This is a genomic window from Sphingomonas sp., from assembly GCF_003248515.1.
Taxonomy (GTDB): Bacteria; Pseudomonadota; Alphaproteobacteria; order Sphingomonadales; family Sphingomonadaceae; genus Sphingomonas_I.
In genome coordinates this window covers 41728-60143 of record NZ_QFOB01000003.1, presented here as the reverse complement: position 1 = coordinate 60143, position 18416 = coordinate 41728, and the positions used below count along the sequence as shown (strand labels likewise).

Annotated in this window: 19 protein-coding genes; 10 read left to right on the top strand and 9 right to left on the bottom strand. The window is 66.5% G+C overall.

The window, feature by feature from the left end; all coding sequences use genetic code 11:
• Nucleotides 1-53 precede the first annotated feature (53 nt).
• The 8 genes from DI605_RS05690 to purH all read left to right on the top strand — a co-directional run bounded on the left by DI605_RS05690 (nucleotide 54) and on the right by purH (nucleotide 10275).
• On the top strand, nucleotides 54-2285 hold the full coding sequence (locus DI605_RS05690; RefSeq protein ID WP_293970388.1) for a molybdopterin cofactor-binding domain-containing protein: 2232 nt from the start codon (nucleotides 54-56) through the stop codon (nucleotides 2283-2285).
• Nucleotides 2282-3289 (top strand): ferrochelatase, encoded by a 1008-nt coding sequence (gene hemH / locus DI605_RS05685; RefSeq protein WP_293970386.1) that lies wholly within the window; start codon nucleotides 2282-2284, stop codon nucleotides 3287-3289. Before DI605_RS05690 ends, hemH begins: the two co-directional genes overlap by 4 nt.
• Before the next feature lie 39 nt (nucleotides 3290-3328).
• On the top strand, nucleotides 3329-4051 hold the full coding sequence (phbB, locus tag DI605_RS05680) for an acetoacetyl-CoA reductase (protein WP_293970384.1): 723 nt from the start codon (nucleotides 3329-3331) through the stop codon (nucleotides 4049-4051).
• Complete coding sequence (locus tag DI605_RS05675; protein WP_293970382.1) at nucleotides 4051-4305, top strand: ribbon-helix-helix domain-containing protein; 255 nt, start codon at nucleotides 4051-4053, stop codon at nucleotides 4303-4305. The genes phbB and DI605_RS05675 overlap by 1 nt, the downstream gene beginning before the upstream one ends.
• A 287-nt stretch (nucleotides 4306-4592) precedes the next feature.
• Complete coding sequence (locus DI605_RS05670; RefSeq protein ID WP_293970380.1) at nucleotides 4593-6923, top strand: TonB-dependent siderophore receptor; 2331 nt, start codon at nucleotides 4593-4595, stop codon at nucleotides 6921-6923.
• A gap of 136 nt (nucleotides 6924-7059) precedes the next feature.
• Nucleotides 7060-7812: an energy transducer TonB gene (locus DI605_RS05665; RefSeq protein ID WP_293970378.1), complete on the top strand. Its 753-nt coding sequence runs from the start codon at nucleotides 7060-7062 to the stop codon at nucleotides 7810-7812.
• A 9-nt stretch (nucleotides 7813-7821) separates the two neighbouring features.
• The gene (locus DI605_RS05660; protein ID WP_293970376.1) at nucleotides 7822-8505 is read left to right on the top strand and encodes a Fe2+-dependent dioxygenase; all 684 of its coding nucleotides are present in this window, start codon (nucleotides 7822-7824) and stop codon (nucleotides 8503-8505) included.
• 198 nt (nucleotides 8506-8703) lie between these two features.
• Nucleotides 8704-10275, top strand: a complete 1572-nt coding sequence (gene purH / locus DI605_RS05655) for a bifunctional phosphoribosylaminoimidazolecarboxamide formyltransferase/IMP cyclohydrolase (RefSeq protein WP_293970374.1) — start codon at nucleotides 8704-8706, stop codon at nucleotides 10273-10275.
• 73 nt (nucleotides 10276-10348) lie between these two features.
• Here the strand turns inward: purH and DI605_RS05650 are convergent, their stop codons facing one another.
• Nucleotides 10349-10723, bottom strand: coding sequence for a MerC domain-containing protein (locus DI605_RS05650; RefSeq protein WP_293970372.1), 375 nt, complete (start codon nucleotides 10721-10723; stop codon nucleotides 10349-10351).
• Between the two features lie 184 nt (nucleotides 10724-10907).
• Between DI605_RS05650 and DI605_RS05645 the strand changes: the two genes are divergently transcribed.
• Complete coding sequence (locus tag DI605_RS05645) at nucleotides 10908-11714, top strand: cytochrome b/b6 domain-containing protein (RefSeq protein WP_293970369.1); 807 nt, start codon at nucleotides 10908-10910, stop codon at nucleotides 11712-11714.
• The gene (locus DI605_RS05640; RefSeq protein ID WP_293970366.1) at nucleotides 11711-12478 is read left to right on the top strand and encodes a molybdopterin-dependent oxidoreductase; all 768 of its coding nucleotides are present in this window, start codon (nucleotides 11711-11713) and stop codon (nucleotides 12476-12478) included. The genes DI605_RS05645 and DI605_RS05640 overlap by 4 nt, the downstream gene beginning before the upstream one ends.
• Before the next feature lie 69 nt (nucleotides 12479-12547).
• Here DI605_RS05640 and DI605_RS05635 read toward each other — a convergent pair whose 3' ends face one another.
• The 8 genes from DI605_RS05635 to DI605_RS05600 form a co-directional block, all read right to left on the bottom strand.
• Nucleotides 12548-13255, bottom strand: a complete 708-nt coding sequence (locus DI605_RS05635; protein ID WP_293970363.1) for a 1-acyl-sn-glycerol-3-phosphate acyltransferase — start codon at nucleotides 13253-13255, stop codon at nucleotides 12548-12550.
• Between the two features lie 9 nt (nucleotides 13256-13264).
• Complete coding sequence (locus tag DI605_RS05630; protein ID WP_293970360.1) at nucleotides 13265-13687, bottom strand: Fur family transcriptional regulator; 423 nt, start codon at nucleotides 13685-13687, stop codon at nucleotides 13265-13267.
• 64 nt (nucleotides 13688-13751) lie between these two features.
• Nucleotides 13752-14243 (bottom strand): GNAT family N-acetyltransferase, encoded by a 492-nt coding sequence (locus tag DI605_RS05625; protein ID WP_293970357.1) that lies wholly within the window; start codon nucleotides 14241-14243, stop codon nucleotides 13752-13754.
• Nucleotides 14240-14845, bottom strand: a complete 606-nt coding sequence (tsaB, locus tag DI605_RS05620; RefSeq protein WP_293970354.1) for a tRNA (adenosine(37)-N6)-threonylcarbamoyltransferase complex dimerization subunit type 1 TsaB — start codon at nucleotides 14843-14845, stop codon at nucleotides 14240-14242. Before tsaB ends, DI605_RS05625 begins: the two co-directional genes overlap by 4 nt.
• A gap of 3 nt (nucleotides 14846-14848) precedes the next feature.
• Entirely contained in the window at nucleotides 14849-15439 is a 591-nt protein-coding gene (locus DI605_RS05615) for a malonic semialdehyde reductase (RefSeq protein ID WP_293970351.1), read from the bottom strand.
• Nucleotides 15440-15472: 33 nt separating this feature from the next.
• Nucleotides 15473-16042, bottom strand: a complete 570-nt coding sequence (locus DI605_RS05610; protein ID WP_293970346.1) for a NifU family protein — start codon at nucleotides 16040-16042, stop codon at nucleotides 15473-15475.
• A 105-nt stretch (nucleotides 16043-16147) separates the two neighbouring features.
• On the bottom strand, nucleotides 16148-17458 hold the full coding sequence (locus tag DI605_RS05605) for a M20/M25/M40 family metallo-hydrolase (RefSeq protein WP_293970343.1): 1311 nt from the start codon (nucleotides 17456-17458) through the stop codon (nucleotides 16148-16150).
• Nucleotides 17459-17520: 62 nt separating this feature from the next.
• Nucleotides 17521-18312 (bottom strand): aspartyl/asparaginyl beta-hydroxylase domain-containing protein, encoded by a 792-nt coding sequence (locus DI605_RS05600; protein WP_293970340.1) that lies wholly within the window; start codon nucleotides 18310-18312, stop codon nucleotides 17521-17523.
• Nucleotides 18313-18416 lie beyond the last annotated feature (104 nt).

Below are 18416 nucleotides of genomic sequence, written 5' to 3'. Positions count from 1 at the left end.
GGCCGCTGCGTCGCCCCGTGGACGCAGGCCTTCGCCCCCCTTATCAGGCCCGGATGGCGCCGCCGCCCCCTTCTTCCACGACCCCGAAGCGCAAGGGATTGTCCCGCCGCACCTTCCTGGTCGGCGGCGGGGCGGGCGTGGGGCTGGCGCTTGCATGGGGCGTGTGGCCGCGCAGTTATGCGCCCAATCTCGTCGCCGCGCCGGGCGAGACGATCATCAACGCCTTCCTCAAGATCGGCACGGACGGCCGCGTCACCGTCATCGTGCCGCAGGCGGAGATGGGGCAGGGCGTGTGGACCGCGCTGCCGCAGATCCTGGCCGACGAGCTGGGAGCGGACTGGCGGCAGATCGGCGTGGAGCCCGCGCCGATCAATCCGCTCTATGCAAACACCCTGCTGATCGAGGAGGCCGCCGGCGAGCAGGCGCCCGCCTTCCTCGGCGGCCCCGTGCGCTGGGCAGCACGCGAATTCGCCACGCGCAATGCGCTGATGATGACGGCCGGCTCCAGCTCGATACGGGGCTTCGAGCAGCGCTTCCGCGAGGCGGGGGCCGCAGCCCGCGCCCTGCTGTGCATGGCGGCGGGCGCGCGGCTCGGCGCGGACTGGCGGGCGTGCGACACCGAAGACGGCTTCGTCACGCGGGGCGAGGATCGCCTGCGCTTCGGCGAACTGGCGGCGGAGGCGGCCGCCTTCACGCCGCCCAGCCCGCTGCCGCTGCGCAATCCCGGCGAGGGCAAGCTTTCCGGCCGTTCCGTGCCGCGCACCGATCTGCCGTCCAAGGTGGATGGCAGCATCCGCTTCGCCGCCGACGTGCGCCTGCCCAAGATGGTCTATGCCTCGATCCGCCACGGGCCGCTGGGCGATACCAGCGTCGCTTCGATCGACGAGAAGGCCGCGCGCGCCATGCCCGGCGTGCTCGGCGTGGTGCGTCGTCCCGGCTGGGTCGCCGCGCTGGCGGACAATTGGTGGGCGGCGGATCGCGCCGTGGATGCGCTTTCCGTGAAATTCGCGACCAGGGGCACGCTGCCGGGCGCCGTACACGTGAAGGGGGCGCTCGATCGCGCTCTGGCGGCCGGGGGTGACAGGCTGATCGAGCAGGGCGATGCCGATGCCGCACTCGGCCCCGCGCCCACGCTGGTGGCCGAATATGCGGTGCCGCTCGCGGCCCATGCGGCGATCGAGCCACTTGTCGCCACGGCGCGCGCGTCCGGCGGACGGATCGAGATCTGGGTGCCGACCCAGGCGCAGGGGCTTACCCGGCGGGCGGTGGCGAAGGCGGCGGGCGTGTCCGAGGAATCCGTCACCGTCTATCCGATGCCGGTCGGTGGGGGCTTTGGCCGCAAGGTGGAAAATGAGGCGGCGATCGAGGCGGCGCTGCTGTCACAGGAGATGAAGCGCCCCGTCCAGCTGATGTGGAGCCGGGGCGAGGAATTGCAACGCGCTCGCCATCGCCCGGCGGCGAAGGCACGGCTGCGCGCCAGGCTGGCGGACGGGCGCATCGCCGCCTGGGCCGCCACCGTCGCTGCGCCATCCACCATGGGGGAAATGGGCCAGCGCCTCTTCGGCCATGGCGGCGGGGGCGGGGCGGAGCTGGGCGCGATCGACGGCGGCCGGCCACCTTATGCGATCCCCGCTTTCGCGATCGCGCATGCGCCCGCCGATATCGGGATCGAGACGGGCATGTGGCGCTCTGTCGCGCACAGCTACACCGCCTTCTTCGGCGAATGCTTCATGGATGAACTGGCGGGGGCCACCAACAGCGATGCCCTGTCCTTCCGCATGGCGCATCTGAGCGGCAATCCACGCCTCGCGCGTTGCCTTACGCGGGTGACGGCGGCGGGCGGCTGGTCGGGCGAGGCGGGATCGGGGCAGGGGCTCGCCATCCATTCGGCCTTCGGCAGCCATGTCGCGCTGCTGGCCGAGGCAAATGTGGAGGATGGGGCGATCAGGGTTTCGCGCCTCGTCGCGGCGGTGGATTGCGGGCGCGTCGTCAATCCGGACATCGTGCGCCAGCAGATCGAGGGCGGGCTGGTCTGGGGGCTGGCGGCGGCGCTGGGCGATGCCGTCAGCTATACGGGCGGGGTGGTGGATCAGCGCATGCTCGCGGATCTGCGGCTGCCGATGCTGATCGAAACGCCCGAAATCGCGATCGAACTGGTCGAAAGCCGCGAGGCGCCGGGCGGGGTGGCGGAACTGGCCGTGCCGGTGACGGCACCGGCCATCGCCAATGCGATCGCCTCCGCCACCGGCAAGCGGCTGCGCACCCTGCCGCTGGATCTCGCATGACGCGGCCGGCGGATCATCCCGCGATCCCGTCGCCCCGGATCGGCGTGCTGCTCGTCAATCTCGGCACGCCCGATGCGCCGGATACGGGATCGGTGCGGCGCTACCTGAAGGAATTCCTGTCCGATCGCCGCGTGGTGGAGCTGCCGCCCTGGCTGTGGCAACCGATCCTGCGCGGCGTGGTGCTCACCACCCGGCCGAGAAAGTCGGCCCATGCCTATCAGCAGGTGTGGAGCGAAGAAGGCTCCCCGCTCGCGGCGATCACGCGCGCGCAGGCGAAGGCGCTGGCGGGCCGGCTGGAGGAGCGGGGCGTGCTCGTCGATCATGCGATGCGCTACGGGCGACCCGCCATCGCCGAACGCATCGCGGCGATGAAGGCGGCGGGGTGCGAGCGCATTCTGCTGGCGCCCCTCTATCCCCAATATTCCGGCGCCACGACCGCGACCGCCCATGACGCGGCCTTCGCGGGGCTGGCGGCGATGCGCTGGCAGCCGGCCATTCGCACCCTGCCGCCTTATCATGACGATCCCGCTTATATCTGTGCGCTTGCGGAGAGCGTGAAGGCGGGGCTGGCGGGGCTCGATTTCGTGCCGGATGCCATCGTCGCGAGCTTCCACGGCATGCCCCGGCGCACGCTGGATCTGGGCGATCCCTATCATTGCCAGTGCGTGAAGACGGCACGCCTTCTGTCGGAAGCGCTGGATCACGAGCTGATCGTCTCCTTCCAGTCCCGGTTCGGCAAGGCGAAGTGGCTGGAGCCAGCCACGGATGTGAGGCTGGCGGATCTCGGCAGCGCCGGGCGGAAGGTCGCCATCGTCGCGCCCGGCTTCTCGGCGGATTGCCTGGAAACGCTGGAGGAACTGGCGATCCGGGGACGCGAAACTTTCCGAGGTGCCGGCGGACGCGACTTCGCTTATTTGCCGTGCCTCAATGCATCGGAAGCCGGAAACAAAATGATTGAGATGCTGGTCCTGCGGGAGCTTGCAGGCTGGCTCGCGGCTTCCTAGGCTGGAACATAACAAAGACCGGAAGTTGGGAGATTATTGATGGCGCGGGTGGCGATCGTAACCGGTGGGACGCGTGGTATCGGTGAGGCCATCAGCGTCGCGCTGAAGGATCAGGGTGTGCTCGTCGCCGCCAACTATGCCGGCAATGACGAGCGAGCGAAGGAATTTTCCGACCGCACCGGCATCCCCGTCTTCAAGTGGGACGTTGCCGATCCGGAGGCCTGCGCGGCGGGCGTCGCTGCGGTCGAGGCCGAGGTTGGCCCTGTCGATATCGTCGTCAACAATGCGGGCATCACCCGTGACGCCACGATGCTGAAGCAGAGCTATGACGAGTGGAAGGCCGTCATCGATACCAATCTGGGTGGCTGCTTCAACATGGCGAAGGCCACGTTCAAGGGCATGAAGGATCGTGGCTGGGGCCGTTTCGTCAATATCGGTTCGATCAACGGCCAGGCCGGGCAATATGGCCAGGTCAATTATGCCGCCGCGAAATCGGGCATTCACGGCTTCACCAAGGCGCTGGCGCAGGAAGGCGCGCGCTTCGGCGTCACCGTCAACGCGATCGCGCCGGGCTATATCGATACCGATATGGTCGCAGCCGTGCCGGCCGACGTGCTCGCCAAGATCGTCGCCAAGATCCCTGTCGGCCGTCTCGGCAAGGCGCATGAAATCGCCCGTGGCGTAACCTTCCTCTGCTCGGAGGATGGCGGCTTCGTGACGGGTTCGACCCTGTCGATCAACGGCGGCCAGCACATGTACTGATGACGCGGCCGGGCCCTGCCTCGATCGGGCAGGGCCCGGTCAAGCGATCGGTGATGATCGCCGGTCATGCCACGTCGGTTACGCTCGAACCGATATTCTGGGAGGCGCTGCGCGATGCCGCGGCGTCCGAGCATCTTCCCCTGAGCGCCCTTGTCGCCCGCATCGATGCGGAGCGCACCGGGGGGGCAGCCGGCGTCAATCTGGCCAGCGCGATCCGCGTCTGGCTGTTCCGCAGGGCCATGGGCCACTCCTGACCTGATTTTGGAGCGATGCCGGCGCCGCCCATCGCGCGCCCGGCCTGAAGACCCGGCCGCCGCTCTCCATCAAGGAATGGCGCAAAACCGCGCCTCCGCGCGACGCAAGCCGTTGGGCTGCATTTTTCTTCTTCTATAAGCATCTGATTAAAAACGATTAAAATATCGGTCGTTGCTGCAACAACATTGCAACGGCGAAACATCATTGACTAATATGCGATTGATTCGCATTAGCCCGATCAACTTGAGATTGAGAATGACTCGCAATTGAAGGGGATCGACAGATAATGCGTTCGCACCACCTTGCCCGGCCAGCATCGGCCTTCCTCGCTTTGTCGTGCGTCGGGCTGATCGCGGCCCCCGCAAGCGCGCAGCAGAAGAGCCCGTCCGAAGAGAATGGCACCGAGCTGGAAGGCGTCACCGTCACCGATACAGCCGTCACCGATGAGGTGAAGGTCAGCAAGCTCGAGAGCCCGAAATATACGCGTGAGCTGCTGAATCTCCCGCAGACCATCACCGTGATCGGCAACACCACGATCCGCCAGCAGAACCTGCTTTCCCTGCGTGATGCGCTGGCCACCATTCCGGGCATCACCTTCGGGGCCGGCGAAGGCGGCGGCGGTTATGGCGACAGCATCAATCTGCGCGGCCAGACCGTGAACAACGATCTTCAGATCGATGGCGTGCGCGACAGCGCGCAATATAGCCGTTCCGACACGTTCAATCTCGAGCAGATCGAGGTCGTGCAGGGCGCCAACTCCGTTTATGGCGGCGGCGGATCGATCAGCGGCACGATCAACCTCGTCACCAAGCGGCCGAAGGATACGACGCTCACGGTGGTGCAGGGGGCCGTTGGCACCGACAATTATTTCCGCGGCACCGTCGACAGCAACATCAAGCTCAGCGACACGGTGGCCTTCCGCCTGAACGTGATGGCGCACCAGAACGATATTCCGCGCCGCGATGTCGAATATATGCACCGCTATGGCGTGGCGCCCTCGATCACGGTGGGGCTCAACACGGCGACGCGCTTCACGCTTCTGTATTCGCACCAGGAAGACAACAACATCCCGGTGTACGGCATTCCCTATTATGCCTCGCTCGGCGGCCTGCTGCCGGGGGCCAGCTACAGCGGCTATTATGGCTACAAGGATGTCGACCGGCAGAAGCAGCAGACGGACGTCGCGACCGCGATTTTCGAGCATGATTTCACGGACAAGATCTCCATCCGCAATCTCACCCGCTGGCAGCGCGTGGAGCAGGATGTCTATGTCAATCCGCCGCAGGGCACCTATTGCCTCGCCGGCGGCGTGACGCAGACGGGAGCGGCCTGCTCATCCAGCCAGACGCCCGGCTTCTATTATCCTTCGGGCCCACGCGGCACGACGCGCCTGTCCGAAAATCGCAATCTCTTCACGCAATTCGATCTGCGCGGCGTGTTCGATACGGGCGGTCTCGAGCACACGATCAATCTCGGCGCCTCGATCGGGCGGGAGACTTATGACCTGGCCAACGGCAATGTCCTGCGCAACATCGGCGGCGCGACGCCGAACCCGACTCTGCCGCCGATCAACATCGCCAATCCCGATCCGGTCTATGGCGGCCCGGTCAACTTCGTCCAGAGCGGCGCTTCGGAAGGCAAGCTCGTCACGAAGGCTGTCTATCTCTTCGATGCGATCAAGCTGAGCGATCATTTCGAGATCAACGGCGGCGTCCGCTACGAGAATTTCGACAACAAGTTCCGCTCGGATACGGTCGTCTCGGCCCCCGGCGCCACGTTCGGGCAGGTCACGCGCGGCGCGAACCAGCGTAGCGAGGACAACCTCTTCTCCTATCGCGTCGGCCTCGTTTACAAGCCGGTGACGAACGCCAGCCTGTACATCGCCTATGGCAATTCGAAGACCCCGGTATCGTCCACCGTCCGTTCGGGCTGCGGCACGATCGCGGCGGGCGCACCGAATGTCGATCCCTGCCAGGCGAAGCCGCAGACGGCGGTGAATTACGAGATCGGCGGCAAGATCGATCTGATGGATGCCAAGCTGCAGCTTACCGCCTCCGTCTTCCGCAACGAGCGCACGAACTTCCCCGTGCAGAGCTTCGATCCGTCTTTCCCGACGCTGCAGGTGAATGATGGGCGCAGCCGCGTGAACGGTGTGACGCTCGGCGCGTCCGGTAAGATCACGCCGAACTGGACGATCTTCGCCAATTATTCCTATCTGAGCACGAAGATCATCCAGAGCATCTCGGATATCTGCAAGGATACGCCGAGCACGGCGGGTTGCTCGATCGATGCCCAGTCTGGTGCCGCGATCAACCAGACGCCCAAGAATTCGGGCAGCCTGTTCACCACCTACACTTTGCCCTTCGGTCTGCAACTGGGGTATGGTGCCACCTATCAGGGTGACTATAATCTCAACAATACCGGCACCATCTACAAGTCGAAGGATTATCTGATCCATCGCGCGATGCTGTCCTACCCGATCATGGGCGGCCTTACCGCGCAGGTGAACATCCAGAACTTCACCAACAAGAAATATTATACCGGCATCCGCAACAATGGCTGGGCAACGCCCGGCGAGGGGCGGCAGGCCATATTGAGCCTCTTCTACAGCTTCTGATGCCGTAGCGGCGCCGGGTTCGCGGGCATATCGCCCCGCGAACCCGGCGCTAATGCGATTGATTATCAGTATGCGCGCCGCTACGAGCGGAGCGGGGAGTCGCAACCTCCCGGAAATGTTTTTTGGACGGATGGGAATGATCCAGGCCGGCTATGTCCGTACCACCGAGCGCCGTGCGATCCGCCCGGCCACGGTTGCCATGCCCTCGCCGGAGCCGGAGGTGCTTGCGCGCGCTGGTGGCGGCTTCTGCGATCAGCAGCATCGCCCCCGCTGGGAAGCGATGCTCGCCATCATCGCGCTCCATGTCGTCGGCTTCGTGCTGCTCGGCTATTTCGACGTCATCCATATTTCGCACAAGGCGAAGCCCCGGCTCACGGTGGTGGAGATCCAGCCGGAGCCGATCGTGCCCGAAACACCGCCCGCGCCGCCGCAGGCCTCCAAGGATCCGCCGCCGCCGGTGGAGCAGCCGATCGTGGCGCCTCCGCCTGTCGTGCAGACGATCGCGCTGCCGTCGCCGGTCGTGACCACGCCTGTCGCTGTGCCGCCGCCGCCGCCGGTCGTTTCCGCCGCCCCGCCATCGGCGGTCGTCTCGGAAGCGGCGGCGCCGATCAGCGCGCCCGATGGCTCGGCCAAGAATCTCGGCAATCCCTCGCCCCGATATCCGCTGGATGCCCGCCGCAATCATTGGGAGGGCACGGTGCGGCTGCGTGTCGTCATCACGCCGGAGGGGCATGTCAAGGAAATCGGCATCGCCCGCTCCAGCGGTTTCGACAGTCTCGACAAGGCCGCGCTCGATACGGTGCGCAAATGGCGCTTCGTGCCGGGCAAGCAGGCCGGCGTCGCGGTGGAGGCGGTCGGCTTCCTCAGCATTCCCTTCCGCCTGACCTGAGTTTCGCACATGATGATCGTGGTTCCGGGCGTCCTCGATGGCGCCGCGCTTGCCCGTTGCCGCACGCTGCTGGATGAAGCGGCCTGGGTGGATGGCAACATGACGTCCGGCCACCAGTCCGCGCTGGCCAAGCGCAATCGGCAGCTGGCCGAGGGTTCGCCCGCCGCGAACGAGATTGGCGGCATGATCCTCGATGCGCTCGGCCGCAGCCCGCTTTTCATCGCGGCGGCCCTGCCGGCGCGGGTCTTCCCGCCGCTCATCAACGCCTATGGCGTGGGCGATACGTTCGGCACGCATGTCGACAATGCGGTGCGCATCCGCCGTTCGGACGATTTCCGCGTGCGCAGCGATCTTTCGGCCACCGTCTTCCTCAACGATCCGGCCGATTATGACGGCGGCGAGCTGACGGTGGAGGATACCTATGGCGCCCATCAGGTGAAGCTGCCTGCGGGCGACATGATCCTCTATCCCGCCTCCAGCCTTCATCATGTCACGCCGATCACGCGCGGCGAGCGGCGGGCCTCCTTCTTCTGGATCCAGTCGATGATCCGCGACGATTCCGCGCGCACGACGCTGTTCGATCTCGATGGTGCGATCCAGACGGTCGCCGCCGATCGCGGGCATGATGACGATGCCGTGATCCGGCTGACGGGCGTCTATCACAATCTGCTGAGGCGCTGGGCCGAGCTCTGAACGGAAGCATCCTCCCCGGGGAGGGGGGCGCATGTTAAAAGTCGTGACGGAACTAGGACGGGCTGCGGGCTTTCTATCGGGAGCCTCCGCTCTGCCTTCTTCGGCCACACCCGGCACGGTCTCTCTGCCCTTGCCGGGCAGGCCGCCGGTCGATTCTCGGGTGGCGAATCCTTCCCACTTCCTCCAAGGGCTCCGCGCATGACCGACATCACCATCCGCCGCGCGCTCCTTTCCGTTTCCGACAAGACCGGCCTCGCCGATCTCGGCAAGGCTCTCGCCGCCAGGGGGGTTGAGCTTGCCTCGACCGGCGGCACCGCGAAGGCGCTGCGCGAGGCGGGGCTGGAGGTGCGCGACGTCTCCGATCTCACCGGCTTCCCGGAGATGATGGACGGCCGCGTGAAGACCCTGCATCCGATGGTCCATGGCGGCCTGCTCGCGGTGCGCGACGATGCCGATCATGCGAAGGCGATGGCCGATCACGGCATCGGCGCGATCGATCTCGTCGTCGTCAATCTCTATCCCTTCCAGGCGACCGTCGCGAAGGGCGCGGAGCGGGATGAGGTGATCGAGAATATCGACATTGGCGGCCCGTCGATGGTGCGGTCGGCGGCGAAGAACCATGCCTATGTCGCGATCGTCACCGATCCGGCCGATTACGAACTGGTCGCCGGTGGCTCCACCACGATCGAGGATCGCAGGAAGCTGGCCGCCAAGGCCTTTGCCTCCACCGCCGCTTATGATGCGGCCATCGCCGGCTGGTTCGCCCATGTCGATCAGGGCGAGCGCTTCCCGGCCTCCGTTTCGATCCCGATGACCAAGAAGGCGGAGGTCCGCTATGGCGAGAATCCGCACCAGATGGGCGCGCTCTACGTGCCGGCGGGCGTGCAGGTGGGCGGCATCGCCGCCGCCGTGCAGCTTCAGGGCAAGGAACTGAGCTACAACAATTATAATGATGCCGATGCGGCATTGGAGCTTGTTTCCGAATTCCGTGACGGGCCGCCCACCGTCGTCATCGTCAAGCATGCCAACCCTTGCGGCGTCGCCACCGGCGCGACTTTGGCCGAGGCGTATGAGGCGGCGCTTGCCTGCGACAGCGTCTCCGCCTTCGGCGGCATCATCGCCGTCAATCGGCCGCTCGATGGCCCCACCGCCGAGGCGATCTCCGGCATCTTCACCGAAGTCGTCGCGGCCCCCGATGCGGATGATGCGGCAAAGGCAGTGTTCGCGAGGAAGAAGAATCTGCGCCTGCTGCTCACGGGGCCGCTTCCCGATCCCGCGCGCAAGGGCAAGGCGATGAAGTCGATCGCGGGCGGCTTCCTCGTCCAGTCACGTGATTTCGGCATGGTTTCCAAAGACGATCTGAAGATCGTCACCAAGCGCGCGCCCACCGAGGCCGAAATGGCGGACTGCCTGTTCGCCTGGACGGTGGCCAAGCATGTGAAATCCAACGCGATCGTCTATGCCAAGGGCGGCTCTACCGCGGGCATCGGCGCGGGCCAGATGAATCGCCTCGAAAGCGCGCGCATCGCCGCGTGGAAGGCCAGGGACGCCGCCGACAAGGCAGGCTGGGGTGAACCTCGCACGATCGGTTCGGCCGTCGCCTCCGATGCTTTCTTCCCCTTCGCCGATGGCCTGCTCGCGGCGGTGGAGGCGGGCGCCACGGCGGTGATCCAGCCCGGCGGCTCGATCCGCGATGCCGAGGTGATCGAGGCGGCCGATGCCGCCGGCCTGGCAATGCTGTTCACGGGCATGCGCCACTTCCGCCATTGATGGGGGCGGGCTTCGGCCCCCCATCTTTCCGGGCAGCGGAGGTGGGGAAGCGGATCGTGCCGATCCGCCCGGCTTAGGCCGGCTGCTTGCGCAGCCGCCAGTTGGAAAGGTGCGCGGCCACGATCAGCAGGCTGCCCGCGATCGTCACCGGCGCTTCGCCCGGCGTCCGCTCATAAACGACCACCGCGATCACCAGCAGCGCGAGGCCGGCAAGCCCCGCCAGCAGCGGAAGGGCGCGCCGATGGTGGCGATAGCCGATCCACAGGGCGAACAGCGTCGTCGGCACGGCGAAGATCAATGCCGCGATATGGAAGCTGGTCGGGATCGGGATCACGCTTGCCAGCGCGGGCAGCGCCGCCACCAAAACGGGAAGAGCCACGCAATGAGCGAGGCACGCCGCCGCCGCCGCGATCGCCATGCTTTCCACAAGATCGGATCGTTTTGCCATCGTGGTGGCCAAATGGCAGCACGGGGGCGAGAATGCAATGATATAATGTATCATTGAATCAGGCGGTGCGCTCGGTTCATCGCATTTGCCTTGGATCGGCGCGGATGGGCCGGGGAGAGCATCGTTCCGGGTTTCGTGCAAACATCGGTGTCGGCGGGCGCGATTTCGGGTTACGTTCGTTCGGATGAGCAACGCGCGCGGCAAGCTGGTCTATCGCCACAGGCTGCCGACGCGCCTCTGGCATTGGGCCAACGCGCTCAGCATCTTCATCCTGCTGATGAGCGGGCTGATGATCTTCAACGCGCATCCGCGCCTCTATTGGGGGAAATATGGCGCGAATCGGGATCGGGCATGGCTTGCCATCGGCGGCACGCAGGATCGCGGCCTGCTGATCGTGGGCCGGACGGTCATTCCCGCGACGGGTGTGCTGGGCCACTGGAAGGACAGGGAGGGACGCATCCAGCGCCGCGCCTTTCCCTATTGGGCCACGATCCCCTCCCGCTACAGCCTGGCCGGTGCCCGCCGCTGGCATTTCACCTTCGCCGGGCTGCTGGTGGGCGGGGGCTTCGCCTTCGTGATCGCCAGCCTGTTCAATCGCCATTTCCTGCGCGATCTGCGCCCCCGGCGGGCGGAGCTTTCGCCACGCCATATCTGGCAGGACATCAAGGATCATGCCCGCCTGCGCTTTCCGTCGGGCGAGGCGGCGGCGCGCTACAATATCCTCCAGAAGCTCTCTTATGTCGTGGTGATCTTCGGGCTGATCCCGCTGATGATCCTCACCGGGCTCACGATGGGGCCGGGCTTCGATGCGGCCATGCCATGGCTGCTCGATCTGTTCGGCGGTCGCCAGTCGGCACGCTCGATCCATTTCCTCTGCGCCTTCGGCCTGCTCGGCTTCATCTGCGTCCATCTCGTGATGGTCGTGCTCGCGGGGCCGTTCAATGAATTGCGATCGATGATAACCGGCTGGTTTCGGCTGCGCGCTCGATGAGCGACGGGCTTCCATCCTCGGCGCTCACCCGGCGCGGCCTGATCGTGGGGGCCGGTGGCGCGCTGCTGGCGGGATGCGATCGGATCGGGGCGAGCGCGGTCGCGAAGAAGACCTTCAAGGGGGCCGAGTCGCTGACGATGGGCGCCCAGCGCCTGATAACGGATCGGGCGGCACTGGCGCCCGAATTCGGCGCCGGGGATATTTCGCCCGTCTTCCGCTCGAACGGCAATGCCATGCCCGGCTCGCCGGATTATGCGCGGTTGCTCGCCGACGATTTTCGGGATTGGCGGCTGGAGGTGACTGGTCTGGTCGCCCAGCCCCAATTCCTGTCGCTGGATGATTTGCAGGCCATGCCCCGCCGCACCCAGACCACGCGCCACGATTGCGTCGAGGGCTGGAGCGCGATCGGCCGCTGGACTGGCGTCCCGCTGCGTTTCGTGCTCGCCCGCGCGGGCCTGCGCCCCTCGACGCGCTACATCGTCTTTCACTGCTACGATTCGTTCGGCGGCGCGCCATATTATGAGAGCATCGACATGGTCGATGCGCTTCATCCGCAGACGATCCTCGCCTGGGGCCTCAACGGGCATCGCCTGCCCGTGCCCAATGGTGCCCCCCTGCGCCTTCGGGTGGAGCGGCAACTGGGCTACAAGCATGCCAAGTTCCTGCGCGCGGTGGAGGCCGTCGCCAGCCTCGACGGGATCGGCCGGGGCGGGGGCGGGACGTGGGAGGATGTGGGCGATTACGCCTGGTATGCGGGCATCTGAGGCGGCCCGAACCCGCCTCGTATCGCTCCCGCGAGATAACAGGGGCCTGCGGTTTCCTGGACGGGCTTCCTAGACCAGGGCTTCCGCAATCTCCTGCTGCGATCGGGCGGCGAGCGCCTTGCGATCGAGCATATGCGGATCCAGCGGTTGCAGGAAACGGAGCGTGACGGGCACGGGCTCCGCACGATTGAGCATCCGCCTGGCCTCGTTCGCGAAGCTCATGCCCGGCGGCCAGGCATAGCGCATCCGATTGAGGCCATAATCGATCGCCACCGGCTGCACCGGCTTGCCGGCTTCCACCGCCGAGGCGAACAAAGCGGGACGGAAGGGGCGCACGATGCTGCCGTCGCCTGTGCCGCCTTCGGCGAAGAGCATCACCGGCCGGCTGCCGTGCAGCGCCGTCACCACCGCATCGGCCTGTTCCCGCGTGGCGCCACGCTTGTCGCGGCTGACGAAGACGGTGCCGCCCAGCGCCGCCAGCTTGCCGACCAGCGGCCAGTTCGAAATCTCCGACTTGGCGATGAATCGCACCGGCGCCGTGCCGCCCACGGCCAGGATATCGAGCCAGGAAATATGGTTCGCGACATAGAGCACATCGCCCGTGATCTGCTGGCCCTCGATCGTGACCCGCAGGCCCAGCAGCCGGCCGATCGCGCGCAGGAAGCGCCGCACCCAGCGCACCTCACCGCCATAGAGGCGCGCGATCGAAAAGCCGATGAAGCAGAACAGGAGAATGAAGCCCGCCGCGATCAGGCGGAGCCAGGCGCGTATCGTCATCGCCGCCCGTCAGGCCGGTCGGTCGATCGGCACGCCGTAAAGTTCCATCCGGTGATCCACGAGGCGGAAGCCCAACTTCTCGGCGATCTTGCGCTGGAGAAGCTCGATCTCGGCATCGACGAATTCGATCACCCGGCCGGTTTCGACATCGATCAGATGATCGTGATGGCCATCGGCGGCCGCCTCATAGCGGGCGCGCCCATCGCCGAATTCGTGCCGCTCGAGAATGCCGGCCTCCTCGAACAGGCGCACCGTGCGATAGACGGTCGCGATCGAGATGCCCGCGTCAATCGCGGCGGCGCGCTCGTGCAGCGCCTCCACGTCGGGATGATCCTCCGATTCGGAGAGGACGCGGGCGATGGTGCGTCGCTGGTCCGTGATCCGCAGACCCTTCTCCGCGCACAGCGCTTCGACATCGATCTTGCGGTTCATTCCGATCTTCCAATGTTTGGCATGCGCTCAGCCTAATGATCTTTGTCGCGGGACGGAAGGGTGCTCACGCGACAAGATGGGGATCCGCCGCCAGCGAGCGGGCCAGCGTGATCGCGTCGTGGAGCACATGATCCCGCCCGCGATAATAATCGCGGCGACGTCCGATCTGGGTGAAGCGGGCGCTGGAATAGAGCGCCAGTGCGGGATTGCCGTCCCGCATCTCCAGCATCAGCCGGATCGCGCCGCGTTCCCGCGCCTGATCCGCGATCGCCTCCACCAGTGCGCGGCCTATGCCCCGGCTGCGGGCTTCGGGGCGCACGGCGAGCAGCAGAAGCTCGGCCTCGTCCAGAGTGCGCCGCGCGAGCGCGAAGCCTTCGGGCAGTTCCTCGCCTTCGGGCGTCGCGAGGATGAGCCACACATCGCTCAGCGACAGGATACCGAGCACCTGACCGCGATTCCAGGCTTCGCCATAAACGGGATCGAAGGCTGCATCCATGACGCGCATCACCGCCTCGATATCGGCGATGGCGCCGCTGGAGATGGTGGTCCGCGTCATGCCGGCAGCTTCGCATCCGGCGCGCGGCCGTAGATCGGCGTCGGCGGCAACGTGGCAAGCGCTTCGGTCAGCAGCACCGCGTCGCGCGCGTCGGGCAGCGTCTCTCGCGCCTCACCCCAGCCGCGCGCCTCGATCAGGGCCGGCGCGCCGGGGCCGATCACGATGCGCTCCGGCAGTGCGGCGGCGGCCTCGTCCGGCTTCATGGATCGGAGCGGGGAAAGCGCTTCGAGCGAAGGCGCATAGGATTGGAAAAACAATTCGCCGTGCCCGCCGGGAATGGCGACACCAACGGCCTCCTCTTCCCGGGCCATCGCCGCCAGCAGGGCCAGCGACGAGAAGCCCGTCACCGGCACGCCCCAGCCGAGCGCGAAGGCGCGCGCGGCGGCCAGGCCGACGCGAACGCCGGTGAAGCTGCCCGGCCCGCAATCGACCAGCACCGCATCGGGCCGGGCGCGTCGTTCGATCAGTTCCGCGATCATCGGCACCAGCCGTTCGGCGTGGCCGCGCCCGACCACTTCATGCGCGGCCGCCAGCACCTCATCGCCTGCCACCAGAGCGGCGGAGCAGGCGGCGGTGGCGGTTTCGATGACAAGGATGCTCACGTCTCAGGCGAAGCGCGTCGCGTCCGCAAAGTCCAGCCGGGGCAGGCGGCCGAAGATCGAGGCGGGATCGCCATGGCCCAGGGTGGCGATGAAATTGGTCTTCACCGGCGTTCCCGCGAAGAAGAGTTCGTCCACCTTCTTCCGGTCGAAGCCGGACATCGGCCCGGTATCCAGCCCCAGAAGCCGGGCGGCGATGATGAAATAGGCGCCTTGCAGCGTGGAATTCCGGAAGGCCGATTCCTCGATCAGCGCCTCATTGCCCACGAACCAGGCGCGGGCATCGGTATGCGGAAACAGCGCCGGCAGTTTCTCGTAAAATTCCGTATCCATGCCCAGGATCGCCGTCACCGGCGCCTTCAGCACCTTGGGCGCATTCTGCGCGGAACAGGCGGAGGCGAGCTTCTCCTTCGCTTCCGCGCTCGTGCACCACACGATCCGCAGGGGCGATTGGTTGGCCGATGTCGGCCCCCATTTCAGCAGATCGTAGAGCTGGCGCAGTTCTTCTTCGGCGACGGGCTCGTCCGTATAGCCATTATAGGTGCGTGCCGTGCGGAACACGCGGTCCAGCGCGGCATCGTCGAGCGGATCGATCATCATTGTCTCCCTGGGGAATGCGGAGCCGAAGGATCAGGCGGCGCGAACGTCCGTCACTTCCGGCACATAATGCTTCAGCAGTTGCTCGATGCCCTGCTTCAGCGTCGCCGTCGAGGAGGGGCAGCCCGAGCAGGCGCCGTGCATCGCGAGATAGACGGTGCCGCGATCGAAGCCGCGATAAACGATGTCGCCGCCGTCACGCGCCACGGCCGGGCGCACACGCGTTTCGATCAGATCCTTGATCTGCGCGATGATGTCCGCATCGGCGGGATCATCCGTCGGCACATCGTCGTCGATCAGGATGTCGCCCGCGCTGCCCGGGCGGAACAGCGGCGCCTGCGCCGAGAAATGATCGAGCAGAACGCCCAGCACGCGGGGCTTCAGGTCGCCCCAGTCCACGCCCTCGCCCGCCGTGACCGAAACGAAGTCGCGCCCGAAGAAGACGCTGGAAACATCGCCCAGATCGAACAGGCCCTGCGCCAGCGGCGAGGCTTCGGCCGCTTCCGGATCCGCGAAATCGCGGGTGCCCGCCTCCATCACGGTGCGGCCGGGCAGGAATTTCACGGTCGCCGGGTTCGGCGTGGATTCGGTTTCGATCAGCATGATGGCGATGTGGGCCGAAGCCGGGTGCCGATCAAGGGCGACGCGATTCCGGCGGCAAAAGCTTTCCTATCGGGCGCCACGCATCGGATTGCGCGGCGCCGGGATTCATTTGGCCTCGCGCGGCATTACGGCGAGGCGGCTGAACAGGATGGCATTGCGCTTCGCCTGCCGGATCATGCTGGAGAGCGATGCCGTCTCACCCTCCGCATGGGCGCCGGCGCCACCGATGCCGGTGCCCACCAGCCCATCCGTATAGGGCGCCGCGAACGCGATATCGCCCGCGCCGCGCTTCATCGGATCGAGTTCGGCCATGGCGGGCAGGCCGAGATCGGCATTCACGGCGTTGAGCTTGCCGAGCAGGGCGCGGCTGCCGTCGGTCGGCGGCATGGCCGGATAGCCTTCGCTGAAGACGATTTCGGCCGACGTGCCCGTCAGATGTTGCGCCACGATCGCGCGCATCTTCTGCATGATGCGATCCGCCTGTTCGTTGCTCAGGGCGCGTATGTCGCCGGTCGCCACGCCCTGCGCCGCGATGATGTTCGATTTGCCGCGCGCCGATCCCGCGATCGTATCCCTGGGATCCGCCGTCACGTCCACGCCGCCCAGGATCAGCCCGACATTGTAGGTGAGGTTCGGCTCGCGCAGGTCGCGGCGGAAGGCGTCGACGATCCGCGCCAGCTCGTAATTGGCGCCATAGCCGGCGCCGTCGGAAAACACGCCCGAACTGTGCCCGCTCTTCGCGCTCGTCGAAAGCCGCCAGCTGATCGATCCGCGTCGCGCGATCGATCCCACGTCGCGCCCGTCCTCCTGCGCCAGCCCTTCGAATTCGAAGGCGGTATCGGCCCATCTGGCTGCCTCGATCATCGCGGCGCGGGCTTTCTCCTTCGGATTGCCCACGCTCTCCTCGTCGCCGGAAAGCACGATGCGGATGTCTGCGGGCTTCAGCGTGCCGGCCTCCTTCATCGCCCGCAAGGCGGCGATCATCACGACGAGGCCCCCCTTCATGTCGTCCACGCCGGGGCCGGTCACGATATCGCCCTTGCGCGTCATCGTCTGGAACGGACTGTCCTTTTCGAACACCGTATCGAGATGGCCGATCAGCAGCATGCGGCTGCCCCGGCCGGATCCCTTGTGCTCGGCCACCAGATGCCCCGCCCGGCCGGTCACCTGCTCCATCGGCGTCCAGCCGACCGTGAAGCCCAGCGGCTCCAGTTCGGCCTTCATGATATCGGCCATCGCCTTCACGCCGGCGAAATTGCGGCTGCCGCTGTTCAGATCGACCATCTTCTCCAGCAGCGCGACATCGCCATCGGCATGACGGTCGACGCTGGCGACCATCGCCTTTTCGGGCGCGGTCAGCGCGGCGAGGGCGGGGGAGGAAAGAAGCAGGGCGGCGAGGAGGGGCAAGGTGCGCATGGCGCGAGCCTAGAGGCGGAAATGGCGGATTTGAAGCACCGACGCGCTGCGGAGGCCGAAGCCTAATATGCGTCCAGCCCGTGCTCCCGCTCGATCCCGTCGAGGCTCGCATTCCACAGGTCCACGTTCCGGCGGGCCTCCGCCACGAACGGGGATTTGCGGATCGCCCACAGGAAGGCGTTTGCCAGCCATCTGCCCGGCGCGCGCAGCGGCCGGCGGATCTGCAGGAGCAGGATCACGCGCGTCTCGGCCGTGTCGTTCCACACTTCGTGGGGCCAACTGTCGTCGAACAGGATCGTCTTGCCCGGCGCCCAGCGCACCCTCTCCGGCCCGACCGCCATTTCCAGCCGCCCCTCCGGCACGATCAGCCCGAGATGGCAGGTGAGCAGCCCCTTGGTCACGCCGCGATGCGCGGGGATGTGGGCGCCCGGCGCGAGGATCGAAAAGAAGGCGGTGTTGAGATCCGGTATCCGCCCGACGATCTCCGCCGTGCGCGGGCAACGGGCGAGATTGGCCGGCACCGGAAAGCCATAGCCATGCAGGAAGAAGGAGCGCCACTTGCCCGGCGGAGCGATATCCTGGTGATCGGGCGAAACCTCGTCGAGCAGCGGGACGGAGTCCGGGCGCCGGAGCACGACCACGGCCTCGTCACGAATCGTTTCCCATTCGGCGCGCAGCATCGCCGCCCAGTCGAACAGATCCGGATCCAGCACGGGATCGTTCGGGATCAGGGAGGATCTGGCGATCGCGCCATCCAGCCGCGATCGCAGGCGGCGGCCGACCCGGATCGTGAGCGGCCGGCCCTCCGCGCTTTCGGGCACGGGTTCCGGGCGAGGGGGTGTGTCGGGTGCCATCGATAAGTCGGACAATATCATCGCTTGATAGTTGGGCTCGGATGAACGATATGCGTGGGCAGCGCCGATGTTCCCCCAATTCCATGGGTGGAGCGTTCGTCCGG